18 protein-coding genes are annotated in these 16,030 nt (G+C 74.1%); 9 read left to right on the forward strand and 9 right to left on the reverse strand.

Annotation, left to right across the window (positions count from 1 at the left end; all coding sequences use genetic code 11):
• Position 1: 1 nt before the first annotated feature.
• Positions 2 to 796 (forward strand): polyprenol monophosphomannose synthase, encoded by a 795-nt coding sequence (locus ACY34I_RS15300; RefSeq protein ID WP_462755701.1) that lies wholly within the window; start codon positions 2 to 4, stop codon positions 794 to 796.
• 56 nt (positions 797 to 852) lie between these two features.
• On the forward strand, positions 853 to 1,374 hold the full coding sequence (locus ACY34I_RS15305; protein ID WP_462755702.1) for an FxsA family protein: 522 nt from the start codon (positions 853 to 855) through the stop codon (positions 1,372 to 1,374).
• Between the two features lie 61 nt (positions 1,375 to 1,435).
• On the opposite strand, the gene ACY34I_RS15310 is transcribed toward ACY34I_RS15305, so the two are convergent.
• Positions 1,436 to 1,777, reverse strand: a complete 342-nt coding sequence (locus tag ACY34I_RS15310) for an RNA polymerase-binding protein RbpA (RefSeq protein WP_046564157.1) — start codon at positions 1,775 to 1,777, stop codon at positions 1,436 to 1,438.
• A gap of 223 nt (positions 1,778 to 2,000) precedes the next feature.
• On the opposite strand from ACY34I_RS15310, the gene ACY34I_RS15315 reads away from it, so the two are divergent.
• Positions 2,001 to 3,482 carry a peptide MFS transporter gene (locus tag ACY34I_RS15315; protein ID WP_462755703.1) on the forward strand — a complete coding sequence of 494 codons (1,482 nt, stop codon included), beginning with the start codon at positions 2,001 to 2,003 and terminating at the stop codon, positions 3,480 to 3,482.
• A gap of 12 nt (positions 3,483 to 3,494) precedes the next feature.
• Here ACY34I_RS15315 and ACY34I_RS15320 read toward each other — a convergent pair whose 3' ends face one another.
• Genes ACY34I_RS15320 through ACY34I_RS15330 form a run of 3 tightly spaced genes read right to left on the reverse strand, consistent with a single transcriptional unit; the run spans position 3,495 to position 5,911 of the window.
• On the reverse strand, positions 3,495 to 4,085 hold the full coding sequence (locus ACY34I_RS15320) for a pyridoxamine 5'-phosphate oxidase family protein (RefSeq protein ID WP_462755704.1): 591 nt from the start codon (positions 4,083 to 4,085) through the stop codon (positions 3,495 to 3,497).
• A 54-nt stretch (positions 4,086 to 4,139) separates the two neighbouring features.
• Positions 4,140 to 4,778: an alpha/beta hydrolase gene (locus ACY34I_RS15325; RefSeq protein ID WP_462755705.1), complete on the reverse strand. Its 639-nt coding sequence runs from the start codon at positions 4,776 to 4,778 to the stop codon at positions 4,140 to 4,142.
• A gap of 14 nt (positions 4,779 to 4,792) precedes the next feature.
• A complete protein-coding gene (locus ACY34I_RS15330) occupies positions 4,793 to 5,911 on the reverse strand; it encodes a hypothetical protein (RefSeq protein ID WP_462755706.1) in 1,119 nt (372 codons plus the stop codon).
• A 70-nt stretch (positions 5,912 to 5,981) separates the two neighbouring features.
• On the opposite strand from ACY34I_RS15330, the gene ACY34I_RS15335 reads away from it, so the two are divergent.
• Complete coding sequence (locus ACY34I_RS15335) at positions 5,982 to 6,491, forward strand: NUDIX hydrolase (protein WP_462755707.1); 510 nt, start codon at positions 5,982 to 5,984, stop codon at positions 6,489 to 6,491.
• A gap of 23 nt (positions 6,492 to 6,514) precedes the next feature.
• Here the strand turns inward: ACY34I_RS15335 and ACY34I_RS15340 are convergent, their stop codons facing one another.
• Entirely contained in the window at positions 6,515 to 7,165 is a 651-nt protein-coding gene (locus tag ACY34I_RS15340) for a LysE family translocator (protein WP_462755708.1), read from the reverse strand.
• Positions 7,166 to 7,356: 191 nt separating this feature from the next.
• On the opposite strand from ACY34I_RS15340, the gene ACY34I_RS15345 reads away from it, so the two are divergent.
• Positions 7,357 to 7,905 carry a GNAT family N-acetyltransferase gene (locus tag ACY34I_RS15345; protein ID WP_148802676.1) on the forward strand — a complete coding sequence of 183 codons (549 nt, stop codon included), beginning with the start codon at positions 7,357 to 7,359 and terminating at the stop codon, positions 7,903 to 7,905.
• Between the two features lie 183 nt (positions 7,906 to 8,088).
• Here ACY34I_RS15345 and ACY34I_RS15350 read toward each other — a convergent pair whose 3' ends face one another.
• The gene (locus ACY34I_RS15350; RefSeq protein ID WP_462755709.1) at positions 8,089 to 8,532 is read right to left on the reverse strand and encodes a YkvA family protein; all 444 of its coding nucleotides are present in this window, start codon (positions 8,530 to 8,532) and stop codon (positions 8,089 to 8,091) included.
• A gap of 151 nt (positions 8,533 to 8,683) precedes the next feature.
• Here ACY34I_RS15350 and ACY34I_RS15355 point away from each other — a divergent pair, with 151 nt between their 5' ends.
• Positions 8,684 to 9,172 carry a DnaJ family domain-containing protein gene (locus tag ACY34I_RS15355; RefSeq protein ID WP_462755710.1) on the forward strand — a complete coding sequence of 163 codons (489 nt, stop codon included), beginning with the start codon at positions 8,684 to 8,686 and terminating at the stop codon, positions 9,170 to 9,172.
• 7 nt (positions 9,173 to 9,179) lie between these two features.
• Here the strand turns inward: ACY34I_RS15355 and ACY34I_RS15360 are convergent, their stop codons facing one another.
• From ACY34I_RS15360 to ACY34I_RS15370, 3 genes are all read right to left on the reverse strand, one after another.
• A complete protein-coding gene (locus ACY34I_RS15360; protein ID WP_462755821.1) occupies positions 9,180 to 9,746 on the reverse strand; it encodes a maleylpyruvate isomerase N-terminal domain-containing protein in 567 nt (188 codons plus the stop codon).
• Between the two features lie 14 nt (positions 9,747 to 9,760).
• A complete protein-coding gene (locus tag ACY34I_RS15365) occupies positions 9,761 to 10,156 on the reverse strand; it encodes an SRPBCC family protein (protein ID WP_462755711.1) in 396 nt (131 codons plus the stop codon).
• Between the two features lie 89 nt (positions 10,157 to 10,245).
• The gene (locus ACY34I_RS15370; protein ID WP_462755712.1) at positions 10,246 to 11,448 is read right to left on the reverse strand and encodes an erythromycin esterase family protein; all 1,203 of its coding nucleotides are present in this window, start codon (positions 11,446 to 11,448) and stop codon (positions 10,246 to 10,248) included.
• A 58-nt stretch (positions 11,449 to 11,506) separates the two neighbouring features.
• On the opposite strand from ACY34I_RS15370, the gene ACY34I_RS15375 reads away from it, so the two are divergent.
• The 3 genes from ACY34I_RS15375 to ACY34I_RS15385 all read left to right on the forward strand — a co-directional run bounded on the left by ACY34I_RS15375 (position 11,507) and on the right by ACY34I_RS15385 (position 15,959).
• On the forward strand, positions 11,507 to 12,292 hold the full coding sequence (locus ACY34I_RS15375) for a TioE family transcriptional regulator (protein WP_462755713.1): 786 nt from the start codon (positions 11,507 to 11,509) through the stop codon (positions 12,290 to 12,292).
• Positions 12,293 to 12,532: 240 nt separating this feature from the next.
• Positions 12,533 to 14,167, forward strand: a complete 1,635-nt coding sequence (abc-f, locus tag ACY34I_RS15380) for a ribosomal protection-like ABC-F family protein (RefSeq protein WP_462755714.1) — start codon at positions 12,533 to 12,535, stop codon at positions 14,165 to 14,167.
• 79 nt (positions 14,168 to 14,246) lie between these two features.
• Positions 14,247 to 15,959, forward strand: a complete 1,713-nt coding sequence (locus tag ACY34I_RS15385; RefSeq protein ID WP_462755715.1) for an ABC-F family ATP-binding cassette domain-containing protein — start codon at positions 14,247 to 14,249, stop codon at positions 15,957 to 15,959.
• Positions 15,960 to 16,030 lie beyond the last annotated feature (71 nt).

A 16,030-nucleotide genomic window follows, 5' to 3' on the forward strand; every position in this document is an offset into this window, starting at 1 on the left:
GGTGGGCGTGGCAGCCGGGAAACGGACGGCCGGCCATCCCGGGGTGGGCCGGGTGCTGGTGGTCATCCCCACCTACAACGAGGCCGACAACGTCCGCCGGATCGTCGGACGGGTACGCGAGGCCGCGCCCGCGGTGGACATCCTCGTCGCCGACGACAACAGCCCCGACGGCACCGGCGCGATCGCCGACGACCTGTCCCGTACCGACCCGCACGTGCACGTGCTGCACCGGCAGGGCAAGGACGGCCTCGGCGCGGCCTACCTGGCCGGTTTCGCGTGGGCGCGGCGGCGCGGCTACGACGCCGTGGTGGAGATGGACGCCGACGGCTCCCACGCCCCGGAGGACCTGCCCGCGCTGCTGGCCGCCGCCCGCGACGCCGACGTGGTGATCGGCTCCCGGTGGACCCGCGGGGCGCGGGTGCTGAACTGGCCGCTGCGGCGGCTGCTGCTGTCCCGCTGCGCCAACCTGTACACGCGGCTGGCGCTGGGCATGCCGGTCTCCGACGCCACCGGCGGCTACCGGGTGTACCGGACGACCGCGCTGGACGCCATCGACCTGGACTCGGTGTGCTCACAGGGGTACGCGTTCCAGGTGGAGCTGTCCCGGCTGGCCCACCGGGCCGGGGTGCGGATCGTGGAGGTGCCGATCACGTTCGTCGAGCGGGAGCACGGCGACAGCAAGATGAGCCCGCTGATCATGGCCGAGGCGCTGTGGCGGATCACCAGCTGGGGGCTGCGGGACCGGCGGGCGTCGGCGCGCCGGGGCGTGCCCGACGAGTTGGCGCGGTGGCCGTGACGCGCGGGCGTGTCATGCTGGAGGGGCGTGATGAAATCCCCAGGCTGTGAGGTGAGATGCGCCGAGGACTGAGGTACGCGCCGCCGGCCCTGCTGCTGCTCGCGGTGCTGGAGCTGACCGTGTTCGTCCTGGTGGGCCGGGGCGTCGGGTTCGGTTCCGCGCTCCTGCTGGTGTTCGCGGCGTCCCTGCTCGGCCTGGTGCTGCTGCGCCGGGAGGGGATCCGGGCCTGGCGGGGTTTCCGGGCCGCGGTGGAGTCCCGGCAGCCGCCGGGGCGGCAGGTCACCGACGGGCTGGTGGGTCTGCTGGGGGCGCTGCTGCTGGCGCTGCCCGGCCTGGTCAGCGGCGCGGTGGGGCTGCTGTTGCTGGTGCCGCCGGTGCGGCAGCTGGCCCGCGTCGGGGTGCAACGGGTCGCCGAGCGCCGGGTGTCGTCGATGGTCGCCGGTGACCTGTTCGGCCCGCGCCGGGTCCGGGTGTACCGGGGTGCGCCGCAGCCGCCGCCGGCCCCGCCGCAGCCGCCGGCCGCCGGGGAGCCGGGCCGGGCCATCGAGGGGGAGATCATCGAGCCGGGCCGACCCTGAACCGCCCAGACGTGACGAAGCGCCCCCGGGGTGATCCCCGGGGGCGCTTCGGTCGTTGGTGTCAGGCGCGGCCGCGCCGGGTGCGGACCTCCTGGAGCCGCTCGGCGAGGATGTCCTCCAGTTCGGCGATGGAACGCCGCTCCAGCAGCATGTCCCAGTGGGTACGCGGCGGCTTCGCCTTCTTCTGCTCCGGCTCGCTGCCGTCGACCAACCGGGCGACGCTGCCGTCGAACTTGCACTCCCAGGTCGTCGGGACCTCGGCGTCGACGGCGAACGGCACCTCGAACTGGTGCCCCTTGGCGCAGAGGTACTCGCGGGTCTGGCGCGGCGCGAGCTCCGTGTTGCGGTCGGACTCATAGCTGACCGCGCCCAGGCGGCTTCCGCGCAGCATGCGCTCGCCCATGATCGACTTCCCCTCGTTCGTGGTGCTGGTCTTCTCGTGTAACCGTCCGTGCCCGCCCGGCCATTCCCGCCCACGCGGAATCGGCCCGCGCCGGTCGGGACCCCTGCAAGGGTAACCGGCCATGACAGGTGCCCGGCGGGGTCGTCCCCGGCCGGGTCGAATGGGTGGAGTGATTCGGCTGTCACCGGGGATGTTATCCGCCGCAGGTGTGCGGGAGGTGACGATGAGCAGTGACGCGCCGGTGGACGCCCGACCGCCCGGGGGAAGGACCTTCTTCGGTCACCCCCGGGCGTTGTCGACGCTGTTCCTCACCGAGATGTGGGAGCGGTTCAGCTTCTACGGCATGCGCGCGATCCTGGTGCTGTACCTGACCGCGGCCGTCGCCGACGACGGCTTGGCCATCCCGCAGACCACCGCCAATGCCGTCTACGGCACCTACAACGCGATGGTCTACCTGATGGCGCTGCCCGGCGGTTGGGTCGCCGACCGGCTCATCGGCGCCCGGCGCAGCGTGCTGTGGGGCGGTGTGGTCATCGCCGCCGGCCACTATGTGATGGCGGTGCCAGCGCGGTGGAGCGTGTTCGCCGGCATGACCCTGATCGTGCTCGGCACGGGTCTGCTGAAGCCAAACATCTCCACCATGGTCGGCGACCTGTACGACCGGGACTCCCCGCGCCGCGACGCCGGCTTCTCCATCTTCTACATGGGCATCAACCTGGGCGGGTTCATCGCGCCGCTGATCACCGGGTTTCTCGGCGAGAAGATCAACTGGCATCTGGGGTTCGGTGCCGCCGCGATCGGCATGACCTTCGGTGTCGTGCAGTACGTGCTGGGCCGGCGCAACCTGGGGGAGTCGGGCGCCCGGCCCGCCGACCCGCTGCTGGGGGCGGACCGGCGGCGGGCGCTGACCCGCGTCGGCGTGACCGTCGTGGTGGTGCTGGCGGTGCTGGCCGCCCTCGCCGTGACCGGGCTGTTCACCGTCAACACCGTGGTCAACCTGCTCACCCTGGTCACCGTGCTGGTGGCCATCGGCTACTTCGCCCGGATCCTCACCGACCGGGAAATCAGCGGTACCGAGCGCAGCCGGATGAAGGCGTACCTGTGGCTGTTCGTGTTCGCCGCCGCGTTCTGGCTGATCTACGACCAGGCCGGGTCGGTGCTGAACATCTTCGCCGCCGACAAGACCAACCGGAACGCGCTCGGTTTCACCTTCCCGGCGTCCTGGCTGCAGTCGGTGAACCCGATCCTGATCATCATCGGGGCGCCGCTGGCCGCCTGGCTGTGGCTGAAGCTGGGGCACCGGGTGTCCACGCCGATGAAGTTCGCCGTCGGTCTGATCCTCAACGGCCTGTCGTTCGTGCTGATGGCCGCCGCCGCGGCGGCCGCCGTCGGCGGGGAGTTGGTCTCGCCGTGGTGGCTGGTGGCCGTGTACGCCATCCAGGTCGCCGGTGAGCTGTCGCTGAGCCCGGTGGGCCTGTCGGCCACCACGAAGCTGGCCCCGGTCAAGTACGCCAGCCAGATGATGGGCCTGTGGTTCCTCGCCACCGCGGTGGGTGACGCGATCGGTGGCCAGGTGGCCCGGCTGGCCGGGACCTGGTCGGAGGCGGTCTACTTCCTCACCTTCGGGCTCGCGTCGGTGGTGCTGGGGCTGAGCGCGGTGATGTTCGCCCGGCACATCCGGCACCTGATGGCCGGCATCCACTGACCCGGCCGGGCGTCAGGCCGCCGGGGTGGGCGGCAGCGGCAGCGGCAGGCCGGGCAGCCCGTCGATGCTGGTGCCGACGTTCGGCTTGCCGGCGAAGTAGTCGCTCAGCGACGCGTCGTCCTCCCGGGCGAACCGCCGAGCGTGCAGGTCACGGTCGGCGTCGTAGGTCATCAGCGGGACGGCGTACCCGCAGGTGTCGCGGATCAGGTCGGCGCGCACCACGATGATCGCCCGCAGCCCGTGCACGGTGGTGTCGATGTCGGGGAAGTGGCGCAGCAGGTCCGGCCACCGGGGATCGTCGCGGAACACCGGCTCGCCGCGCCCGTGCACCCGCACGATGTTCGGCGGGCCCGCGAACGCACACCACATCAGCGTGACGCGGCCGTTCTCCCGCAGGTGGGCGATGGTCTCCGCGTTGCTGCCGGCGAAGTCCAGGTAGGCGACCGTGTGCTCGTCGAGCACCGCGAACGAGCCGCGCAGACCCTTCGGGGAGAGGTTGATCGTGCCGTCGCCGGCGAGGGGGGCGGTGGCGGTGAAGAACATCGGCTGCGCCTCGATGAAGGTCCGCAGCCGCCCGCCGATGCGCTCGTACGTCTTTCCCACGCCCGCATCATCGCCGCCGCCGGGCCGTCGGCGCTGCCCCGTCCCAGCCCGTGATCAGGCGGGCAACCGCTCCCGCAGCCAGTCGGACAGGCCGGTCAGGGCCGGCGCGGCGATCTCGTGACCGACCGGGTCGCGCCGGGCCACGGCGGCCGCGCCGGACTCGCCGCGCAGGTACGCCCAGGTGCGGTCGAGCAGTTCGCGGGGGATGACCGAATCGTGCTCGCCCTGCGCCACGAACACGGGCGCCCCGGCCAGCCGGCCGGGCGTGGTGGGCACGCCGGCGTCGAACGGCAGGGTGCCGTAGAGGATCGCGGCGCCGGCGTACCGGGCCGGGTCGTCGAGCAGCAGGCCACCGGCGAACGCCGCGCCGCCGCTGAAACCGACCAGCGCCACCGGACGGCCGGCGGGGGCCACCTCGTCGAGCCAGCCGCGGAACCAGTCCATGGTCGCGCGCAGCGACGCCGCCACCGGGCGGCCGACGCCCCGGTTGGCGAACCAGGCGTACCCGCCGCCCTCGGCGATCGGCGCGCGGAGCGCCGCGTACGCCGGGCCGGCCGGCAGCTGCGCGGCCAGGGAGAGGATCTCCCGTTCGTGGCTGCCCCGGCCGTGCAGCAGCACGACCAGCGGCGCCGCCGGGTCCGGATTGCCGGCGGTGGCCACCACCGGCGACGGGAACGTCAAGTGGTTGTGCATTCAACCAAAATACGTCAGGTGGCGCGGGTCCCGAGCCTGGCCAGCGCGCTGGCCAGGTCGCTGACCTGGTCGGCCAGCTGGGCGGCCCGCTGCTGCGCCGCGTCGCGGTCGGTCTCGGCGGCACGCAGCCGTACCGTCAGCTCCGCCAGCCGGGCCTCGGCGGCGCCGGCGGCCTCCCGCGCGGCGGCCAGGTCCGCGGCGAGAGCGTCCCGCTCGCCGGCGCGGGCCGCCGCCTCCTGCCGGGCTGTCGCGGCGGCCGCGACGGCCTCCGTCCGGGCGTCCTCGGCCCGCTGCGCGGCGGTCCGCGCCTGCTGTTCGGCCCGGCGTGCCTCGGCGGTCTCCGCGCCGGCCCGTTCGGCGGCCGTGCGGGCCGCGTCGGCGTCGGCCCGCGACCGGTCCGCCTCGGTACGCATCCGCTCGGCGCGCTCCACCGCCTCCGCGGCCGAGCGGGTGGCCCGCTCGGCGTCGCCGCGGGCGGCGTCCCGCTCGGCGGTCAGGTCGGTGACCTGTCGCCGCTGCGCGTCGAGTTCCGTCCGCACGGTGCGCAGCTCGTGGCGGGCGGCGTCGCGGTCCCGTTCGGCCTGCACCCGCAGCGCCTGCGCGGCGCTGGCGTCCCCGCGCGCCTCGTCCCGGGCCGCCTCGGCGTGCCGCGCCCGCTCGCCGGCCTGGGCGGCCTCCGCCTCGGCCCGCTCGGCCCGCTGCCGGGCCGCGTCCCGTTCGGCGGCCGCCGCCTGCGCGTCCTGACGGGCGCGGGCGGCGGCCGCGGCGGCGTCCTCGGCGTCGCGGCGGGCGTCGTCGCGTTCGGTGTGCGCGGCCGCGACCTGAGCGGCCGCCTCGGCGCGGACCTGCGCGACCTGCCGCTCCACCCCGGCCGGCGACAGCTCGGCGTGCAGCGCGTCGGTGAGGGTCTCCACGATCTGGTCGAGCCGGTCCACCGCCTCCCAGGTGCGGGCCACCTGCCCGGGCAGGCCGGGGGCGTTGCGGTGGCGCATCCGGGAGTTGCGGGAGGCCCGCTGGCAGGCGCCGTCGTTGTCCCGGCAGTACCGGAACGGGCGGCCGGCGCCGGCGCGCTGCGGCACCTCCCGCCCACAGTGGGCGCACGGGCGGGTGTCGGGGGTGGGCTGGGCGTCCATCGGGGCCGAAGTCTAGTGGCCGGTCCGGGCGGCGCGGCCGGCCGCGCCGGCGGCGGGTAGGTTGCCGGGCATGCCCGTCTCGCCGTACGTCGCGCGGCTGCGCCAGCACATCGGACACGACCTGCTCATGCTGTACGGGGTCAGCGCGGTGGTGACCGACGACGCCGGGCGGCTGCTGCTGGCCCGCCGCGGCGACAACGGCCGCTGGTCGCTGCCGGCCGGGATGGTCGACCCGGGTGAGCAGCCGGCCGACGCGCTGCTGCGCGAGGTGTACGAGGAGACCGGGGTGCGGGTGGCGATCGAACGGATCGGCGGGGTGGCCACCCATCCGGTGCGCTACCCGAACGGCGACACCTGCGAGTACCTCAACGTGTGGTTCCGCTGCCGGGCCGTCGGCGGCGTCGCCACCGCCGACGGCGACGAGTCCGTCGCCGTCGGCTGGTTCGCCCCGGACGAGCTGCCGGAGCTGGACGGCTGGAGCCGGCTACGGATCGACACGGCGCTGGCCGATCAGGCGCGGGCCTGGTACGCCGCGCCGGGTGAGCGGCACCCGGCGCTCAACCGACCCGACAACCTCTGAGCGTCCGGTCAGCAGCGAGGCGGTCAGGGGGTGGCGACGGCGGCGCGGGACCGGTCCGCGGCGATCCGGACCGCGAGGCCCGCCAGCACGCTGCCCATCACGTACCGCTGCGCCCGCGCCCACGCCGGCCGGCGGGTGAGGAACGCCGACACCGTGCCGGCGGTGAGCACGATCAGCCCGTTCACGGTCAGCGCGATGCTGATCTGGGTCAGCCCCAGCAGCAGGCTCTGCACCGCCACGTGCCCGCGCGCCGGGTCGATGAACTGCGGCAGCAGCGACACGTACAGGATGGCGATCTTCGGGTTGAGCAGGTTGGTGACCAGGCCCATGGTGAACAGCCGCCGGGGGCGGTCCGGCGGCAGCGGCGCCGGCGTGAACGCCGACTGCCCGCCCGGGCGCAGCGTCCGCCACGCCAGCCACAGCAGGTACGCCGCCCCGGCCAGCTTCACCGCCAGGTACAGCGGCGGCACCAGCACGAACACCGTGGCGATCCCGGCGACCGCCGCGACCAGGTAGACCAGGAACCCGACGGCCACCCCGAGCAGCGAGATCAGCCCGGCCCGCCGGCCCTGGGTGACCGACCGGGACACCAGGTAGACCATGTTCGGGCCGGGCGTGAGCACCAGCCCCAACGCCACCAGGCCGATGCCCACCAACGCGCCTGCAGTGACCATGACGCCCCCCGTTCCGGTGAATCTGCCGGCGACCCTACGCCTGGGCGGTCACGGCCTGACCAGGTGGACCATGGCCGTCCCACCCGTCGGGCCGGCGTTCCGTGGCGTCGGGCGGTTCAGGCGCCCAGGAGGCGGAGGAACGGTGATCGCCCCGCTTCCGGCGGGCGGGACCGAGGCGCGAGAATGCGGGAATGTCCATGGTCCTGCGCGCCGCCGCCACGGCCACCGCCCCCGAACTCGTGCTCCGGCCATGGCGCGCCGACGACGCCGACGCGCTGCTGGCGGCGTACCGGGACCCGGTGCTGCGCAGCTGGACCCGGTTTCCGGTCACCACTGCCGCGGACGCCCGGGCGTTCCTGCGCCGGGCCCGGCAGGGCTGGGCGGCCGGCCGGCGGTTCAGCTTCGCGGTGCTGGAGCCGGGGCCGCAGGGGGAGCGGCTGGTGGCGAACGTGGTGCTCAAGGAGGTCACCCCCGGCCGCCCGGACGCCGAGGTGGGCTACTGGACGGCGGCGCCGGCTCGCGGGCGCGGGGTGGCGCCCCGCGCGGTCACCGCGGTCAGCGACTGGGCGTTCGCCCGGTTCGCCGCCGGCGGGCTGACCCGTCTCGAGCTGCTGCACCAGGTGGACAACCTGGCCTCCTGCCGGGTGGCGGAGAAGAGCGGGTACGCCTTCCAGGAGGTGCTGCCCGCCCAGCCGCCGTTCCCCCGCGACGGGCACCGGCACGTGCGCTGGCACCGCTGACCCGGCTCACCAGCCGGCGACGACGAGCGCCCGCGGTGGTGCGGGGCGGCACCGGCACGGCGCCCCGCCGCCCGGACAGGGCGGTGGGCACCGGCAGCAACCGGACCGCACCGCCGAAACCGGTCATCGCGGACGGCAGGGCCGGCTGGAACGCCGCCGCCGCGAGCAGCGCGCCGGGCGCGCTCAGCGACCGGCCAGGTCGCTGCCGGAGCCGGTCGCGGTGGCGTCGTCGGACGCGGCGCCGGCCGGTGCCGGGCCGAGCAGGCGCAGCAGCAGCCGCGGCTCGCCCGGCCACGCGTCGAGCAGCACCTGCCGGGGCACCTGCCGGCCGGCGTACCGCAGGGCGAGGGCCACCACGACGATGTCGTCCAGCGGGCCGATCACCGGCAGGAACTCGGGGATCAGGTCGATCGGGCTGGCCACCCAGAGCCCGGCGAAGACGATCGCGGCCTTCGCCCGCCGGGGGACCCGCGGGTCCTTGCGGAGCCGGCGCACGGTGGTCAGGCAGTCCGGGACGAACGCGGCCAGGTCGCGCAGGATGCCCGGCGCCAGCCGCCGGGCCAGCAGCGCCCAGCTCGCCAGCAGGCAGGCCACCGCGACGCCGAGCCCGGCCAACCAGTCGCGCATCCCGGTGGTCCTTCCCCTCGACGGTACGAGCCCCTGCGGGCCCACCAGGAATGTACGCGGGCCCGCCAGCCGGGTAGGGAATGGTCCACCGCCGGCCGGCGCTGACCTCGTGGATGACCGGCGGATACGGTGGGAGCGGGAGGTGACGGCGGTGACGACCAGCTGGGAGGCGGCGGTCGAGGCGCAGATCCGCTCAGCTCAGGAGCGCGGCGTGTTCGACAACCTGCCCGGCGCCGGCAAGCCGATTCCCGGGCGGGGCCTGCCCTACGACGAGTCGTGGTGGATCAAGAGCTTCCTGGAGCGGGAACGGATTCCGGGCGACCTGCTGCTGCCCACCCCGTTGCAGCTGCGACGCCGGGTGGAGCGGCTGCCCGGCGAGGTGCGGGACCTGCCGACCGAGGAGTCGGTGCGGGCGGTGGTCGCGGCGCTGAACCGGGAGATCGTGGACTTCCTGCGCGCGCCCAGCGGGCCCCGGGTGGCGGTCCGTCCCGTCAACGTCGACGAGACCGTGCGCATCTGGCGGCAGGAACGCCAGCGGGCCGCCGCCGAACGGGTCACGGCCGGCACGGCGGCGGAAACCGCCCCGGCCACGGCACGGGTGCGCCGCCTGCGCTGGCGACTGCCGTGGCGCCGCCGCTGACCCTGCCTCAGCCGAGCGCGGCCCGCCACGTCCACGCGGTACGCCGTGGCCGGTCGCCGAGCGGCGCCCGGCCGGTCATCCAGAGCAGCACCGCGACGGGATCGCCGTCCGGCGCGTCCGGGAACAGCCGGCCGAGCACTCCGGCGCACAGCTGTGCTGGCGGCGACCAGTCCAGCCCGAGGCCGCCGGTGATGTCCCGGGTGTGCAGCAGGATCTCGGCGACGCCCATCGCCGCGAAGCCGCCCGGGTCGCACGGCCCCCAGTGCCAGGCGCGGCTGTCGGGGGCGGCGGTGTCGATGGCGGCGGCGAGCAGCCCGGCGCTCGCGGTGACCACGGTCAGCACGTCGGCCGGTGTCGCGTCGGCGCGTACCCGCAGGTCGAGGGGGAGGTAGCCGCCGGCCGGCAGGCCGGTCAGCTGCGCGGCGTAGGCGAGCAGGTCGTGGGCGACGTGCGCGGCAGCCGTCCAGCAGGTCCACTCCAGGTCTGCCGCCGGCACGGTCCAGTCGCGGTCCACGGCGGGCCGCAGCACCCGGGTCATCTCGGCGGCGGCGCGCCGGACGTCCGCCGCGGTCATCCCCGTCATGCCGTTCACCGCTGGTCGAGGGCGGCAGCGACCTGGTCCAGGTTGCGCCGCCAGTACGCCCGCTGTTGTTCGCGCTCTTCGGCGCTGGCCAGGCGCTCCTGGTGGAAGCGGAGCATCGTCCGGGCTCCGTCGGCGGCGGGGGAGAGGGCGACCTGGATCGTGGTGGTGCCGTTGGTGACCCGGATCCGGTCCGCCGGGCGGTAGCCGCGCACCTCGCCCGTCACGCTGGCGGCCGTCCGATAGGGGGCGCCGCGTTGCGGGGTGAGGACCGCGCCGGGGCCGAGCCAGAGGGCGAGCCCTTCGGGGCCGCTGATGAAGTCCCAGACGACGGGCGCGGGGTGGGCCAGCATGCGGGACACCCCGATCTGCCAGCCGGCGTCCCTGGTGAGTCCGGTGGGCATGACGGTCATCCTTCCTGCAAAGGTGCGGGCGCTGCGCGCCCGCACCTTTGTGGCGGTTGCCGCAGTGCTTCATGGAGCGCTGCAGGGGCCTAGCTCGGCGGGGCGTCCTTGACGAACACGATCCCGTCATAGCTGGCCAGGTGGGCCGGGTCCAGCGGGGCGTAGCCGAACCAGGGGGACACGCGGGAGGCGGACGTCACGCCGCCAAGGACAGCGGCCAGTCGGCGGGCGTCGACGACGTAACGGTCCTCCGGGAGCGCGTACAGGAGCCCTTCGATGGTGTCCGGGGGTGGGGCCTGCACACCGTGGTGGCGGATCGTGCCGAGGGCGGTGGCCAGGAAGGCGTACCCCTCGCCCAGGTGCGCGCTGACGATCGCCCCGGCGCTCCACCACTCCACCGGTCCCTCCCACATCTGCATCGTGCTCTTGTCCCGCTGGAGATGCCCGTTGTGGGCGTGCACCAGCGCCGGGCCCCGTTCCGCGACGGCGAGCAGGTTGGCGGCCATCATCGAATCTCGCACGCCCAGCAGCCGCGCCATGCGGCTCGGGGACGTGTCGGCCATCCAGAAGTGGTAGCGCAGCAGCCCGGTGGCGGTGCGCCCGTACATGCGTGCGCGGTCCCAGTCGTCGCGCGAGGACGCCGCGATCAGGTGGGGCGTCTGCGCGTCGAGCAGGGCCGCCAGGTCGTCGGCGAGCAGCCGCAGCTGTTTGGCCTCGGGCGTCTGCCCGAGGGACTGGGTCGGGTCCATCATCGCGGCGGGGTTGGTCCACCGGTCGTCGGCGCCGAGCAGGCGGTCGAGCGTTTCCGCGGTGCAGGGGAGCAGGCCGGGGTCCACCCGGGCGGTGAGGTAGGCGTGGAGTGCGGTGAGGGCCTGCCGAGGGCTCGCGGCGCCGGTGATCTCCAGCGGGCCGTCGAAACCGGCGAAGCGCAGCCGCTCGGACGCGGGCCGGCCGTCGTTGTACGCGCGCATCCAGCGCACCAGTTCGCGGTTGGCCGCGGACGCGCCGAACCCGTGGCTGAAGCCGCGCTCCATGGCCTCGTCGAGGGTGCCCGTACCCGCCGTGACGTAGTCGTCCACGAGCAGGCCCATCATGCAGTCGCTCTCGATCGTGATCGTCCGGTAGCCCTCCTGCTCGACGAGTTGCCGGAAGAGCTCGTTGCGTACGTCGAGCAGAACGTCCTCGCCGTGGGTGGGCTCACCCAGGGCGAGCAGGCGCGGCCGGGCCGGGAGCAACCCCATGACGACGGCAGCGTCAACGGCGTGGGCGGTGTCTTTGATGCCAACGGTCATGTCATCAACGGTATCGTTGAACCGACGGTTGAAACTTCTGCGCGATAATGGCAGGACAGTGAGACGAAACCTTCAAGACGGTGGGCGGCTCAGGCCGATTGACCTGGCGCGCGGGCACGGTCTGTCCACGCAGGCGATCAGGAACTACGAGGCGGCGGGCATCCTTCCGGGCGCGGAACGCAGCCCCCACGGCTACCGCACCTACACGCCGCTGCACGCGAAGGCCCTGCACGCGTTTCTCGCCCTCGTGCCCGGACACGGCCATCAGACGGCCACGTCGATCATGCAGGCGATCAACCGGGACGCGACCGAGAACGCGCTTCGGCTCATCGACGAGAGCCACGCCCAGCTTCTCGACGACCGCCGCACCCTCCAGGCCGTCGAAGCCGCGCTTGGCGACCTCGAGCCCGTGCCGCAGGAACGCGGCGACACGTTCGTCGGCCCTCTGGCGAGAAGGCTCGGCATCCGCCCGGCCACCCTGCGGAAATGGGAACGCGCCGGTGTGGTCCAGCCGCGCCGCGACCCGCGGACGGGCTACCGGGTCTACAGCGCGGCCGACGTCCGCGACGCCCGGCTGGCCCACCAGCTCAGACGGGGTGGCTACCTGCTCGAGCAGATCGCCCCGCTGATCGCCCAGGTCCGCTCCGCCGGAGGCGTCGCACCGCTTGAGTCGGCACTGCGTGACTGGCGCACCCGCCTCTCGGCCCGCGGCCGCGCCATGCTCAACGGCGCCGCCGCGTTGGACACCTACCTCGGCTGCCGGCCGGCTCCGCCCGCAGGCGAGCCGAGTGCCGCACCAGCGCCGCCGGGCGCCCGGCGGCCGGTCGAGGCCCCGGCCGGGTGACCCGTCGCGTCTCCGGTCCAACGCCCCCTGCTGCTACAGTGGGAGCGGCGTTGATCGTTTGTTGAGGAGCCCAGACATGGTGGTGGACGACGACATCTCCGGGTGATACCCGGACCCGACAGGCCACCGGACCGGCGCGTGGAAGCGCCGCCGCCGTGGCCTCGCTGTCGTCCCCTCTTTTCCCTGTCTGTTGCCGGGGCGGAAGTGTCTTCCCTGCCCCCTCCCCATGAGGTCACCTCCATGTCCGATGCCTGCATCGTCTGCTCGAACCTGTCCTTCACCTGGCCCGACGACACTCCCGTCTTCCAGGACCTGTCCTTCACCGTCGGCTCCGGCCGCACCGGCCTCGTCGCGCCCAACGGCACCGGCAAGAGCACCCTGCTCAAGCTCATCGCCGGTGAACTGCGACCCGACACCGGGTCGGTCTCCGTGGCCGGCACCCTCGGCTACCTCCCGCAGAGCCTGCCCCTGGCCGGCGACCTCACGGTCGCCGAGGTGCTGGGCGTCGCCGCGATCATCCAGGCCATCGACGCCGTGGAGTCCGGGGACGTCGACGAGAAGCACTTCACCACCATCGGCGACGACTGGGACATCGAGGAACGCACCCGCGCCCAGCTCGACCGCCTCGGCCTGGCCGACCTCACCCTGGAGCGCAGCCTGAGCACCCTCAGCGGCGGCCAGGTCATCTCCCTCGGTCTCGCCGCCCAGTTGCTGAAGCGGCCCGACGTGCTGCTGCTCGACGAGCCCACCAACAACCTCGACCTCGAAGCCCGGCACCAGCTCTACGACGTGCTGGAGGACTTCACCGGCTGCCTGCTCCTGGTCAGCCACGACCGCGCCCTGCTCGACCGGATGGAACGCATCGCCGAACTCGACCGCGGCGAACTGCGCTTCTACGGCGGCAACTTCACCGAGTACGAGGCGGCCGTGCGGGCCGAACAGGAAGTCGCCGAGAAGAACGTCCGTAACGCCGAGCAGGAGCTGAAGCGGGAGAAGCGGGAGATGCAGCAGGCCCGCGAGCGCGCCGAACGCCGGCAGAGCAACGCCGCCCGCAACCTGAAGAGCGCCGGTCTGCCTCGTATCTTCGCCGGCACCATGCAGCGGGGCGCGCAGGAGTCCGCGGGCCGGGCTGGCCAGATGCACGCCAGCCGGGTCAGCGAGGCGAAAGCCCGGCTGGACGAGGCCGGGCGCGCGCTGCGCGACGAGCAGCGCATCACGCTGGACCTGCCGGACACCAACGTGCCCGCCGGACGCAACCTGTTCCTCGGCGCGCAGCTCCGCGTCCGCCTCGGCGACAAGGACGTGTTCGCCGGCCAGGGCGTCGACCTGACCGTCCGGGGCCCGGAGCGCATCGCGCTGACCGGTCCCAACGGTGCCGGCAAGAGCACCCTGCTGCGCCTGATCAACGGCGACCTGACACCACAGAGCGGCGAGATCAAGCGGGCCGACGGCCGCATCGCCTACCTCTCGCAGCGCCTCGACCTGCTGGACCCGGACCGTACGGTCGCCGAGAACTTCGCCGACCACGCCCCGCAGCGGCCGGAGGCCGAGCGGATGAACCTGCTCGCCCGCTTCCTCTTCCGGGGGCCGCGCGCCCATCTGCCCGTCGGGGTGCTCTCCGGAGGCGAGCGGCTGCGCGCCACCCTGGCCTGCGTGCTGTGCGCGGAACCAGCTCCGCATCTGCTGCTCCTGGACGAGCCGACGAACAACCTCGACCTGGTCAGCGCGGGCCAGTTGGAGAGCGCCCTGAACTCCTACCAGGGGGCCTTCGTGGTGGTCAGCCACGATGAGCGGTTCCTGCGCGACATCGGCGTGAACCGGTGGCTGCGGCTGGCCGACGGCGAGCTGAAGGAGACGGGGGCCCCTGAGGTGTGAGCCGCCGGCGTGTCGACCTGGCCCGTGTCCGAGGCATGCCGCCCCGCGGGCCGAGCACCGATCACGTTGGACGGACCCCATGCCTCAGCCCGCTCTGCTCGCTCACGACCTCGTCCACACCCTCGGCGACCGGCGGGTGCTCGACGGTGTCTCCCTGACCGCCTCGCCCGGGCACCGCATCGGGCTCATCGGCGAGAACGGCGTCGGCAAGTCGACCCTGCTGCGCCTGCTGGCCGGGACGGACGACCCCGACGCCGGCACCGTCACACGCCCGCCCGACCTGGGCTTTCTTCAGCAGGAGATGCCGTACGACGCCGACGCGACGATCGCTGACGTACTCGACGACGCCCTGCGCGAGGCCAGGGAGGACCTCGCCGAGCTGGAACGGCTCACCGAGCAGCTCGCGCGGACCGCGCAGGACGCGCCCGAGTACGCCGGCCTGCTCGACGCGTACGGCATCCGGCTCGAACAGGCCCAGGAACGGGAGGCCTGGGACGCCGACCGGCGTGCCGCGCTCGTGCTCGACGGCCTCGGCCTCGGCGCCTTCGGACACGACCGCACGCTCGGGTCGCTGTCCGGCGGGCAGCGCGGCCGGCTCGCGCTGGCCGCGCTGCTGGTCCGGCGGCCCTCCGCGCTGCTGCTGGACGAACCGACCAACCATCTCGACGACGGTGCCGCCGCCTTCGTCGAGGAGCAGCTGCGCACCCTGCCCGGGGCCGTCGTGGTGGCCAGCCACGACCGGGCCTTTCTGGACGCCGTGTGCACGGACCTGATCGACCTCGACCCCGCGCTGGACGGCCCGGTCCGCTACGGCGGCAACTACAGCACCTACCTGGCCGAGAAACGCGCCGAGCGGGACCGCTGGGAGCGACGCTGGGCCGAGGAACAGGAGGAACTGGCGGCGCTGCGGGTCAACGCCGGGGTCACCGCGCACCGTGTCGCGCCGGACCGGGGGCCGCGCGACAACGAGAAGATGGGCTACGGCCACCGCGCCGGCCGGGTGCAGAGCCAGATCTCCCGACGGGTACGCAACGCCACCCGCCGCCTGGAGGAGCTGGAGCGCTCGCAGGTCGGCGAGCCGCCGAAGCCCCTGCGGTTCGCGAGCACGGCCCTCGCCGCACCGGCGGGGGAGGGCGACGGTCCGCTGGTGTCCCTGGACGGCGTACGGGTGCCGGGCCGGCTCGCACCGGTGAGCGCGGCGGTGTCGGCGACCGACCGTCTGCTGGTCAGCGGTGGGAACGGGGCTGGGAAGTCGACCCTGCTGGCCGTGCTCGCCGGGCGGCTCGCACCCGAGGGTGAGGTGCGGCGGCGGCGCGGACTGACCGTTGGACTGCTCACCCAGAACACCGTTTTCGACCGGCTGGACCGGTCCGCCCGGGGCACCTATGAGCTGGCGCTGGGCGCCGAGCGGGCCGAGGCGGTGCCGCTGGGCTCGCTGGGTCTGATGCACGAGGCGGATCTGGACAAGCCGGTCGGCCGGCTCTCGGTGGGACAGCGCCGGCGGCTCGCGCTGGCGCTGCTGGTGGCGCGACCGCCGCAGTTGCTGCTGCTCGACGAACCCACCAACCACCTGTCGCCGCGCCTGTGCGACGAGCTGGAGGCGGCGCTGGGCCCCGGCCCCGGCGCGATCGTGCTGGCCAGCCACGACCGCTGGCTGCGGAAACGCTGGCAGGGACGGGAGATCCGGCTCGGCTCCGACCGCGAGCGCTCGGACAGCGCGGGGCACACGCTGTTCGCCAGCGCAACGCCGCCACACGCGCAGGGGGCTGGCCGAGATGACGGCCGGAGCTGACCGAGTTCCATCCGCCCGCCTGCGTACTCGTGAGGGCTGGCCGTCGCTCGCGCAGGTCCCGTCCGTTCCGG

It is taken from the genome of Micromonospora sp. RTBAU3-60 (assembly GCF_054963695.1).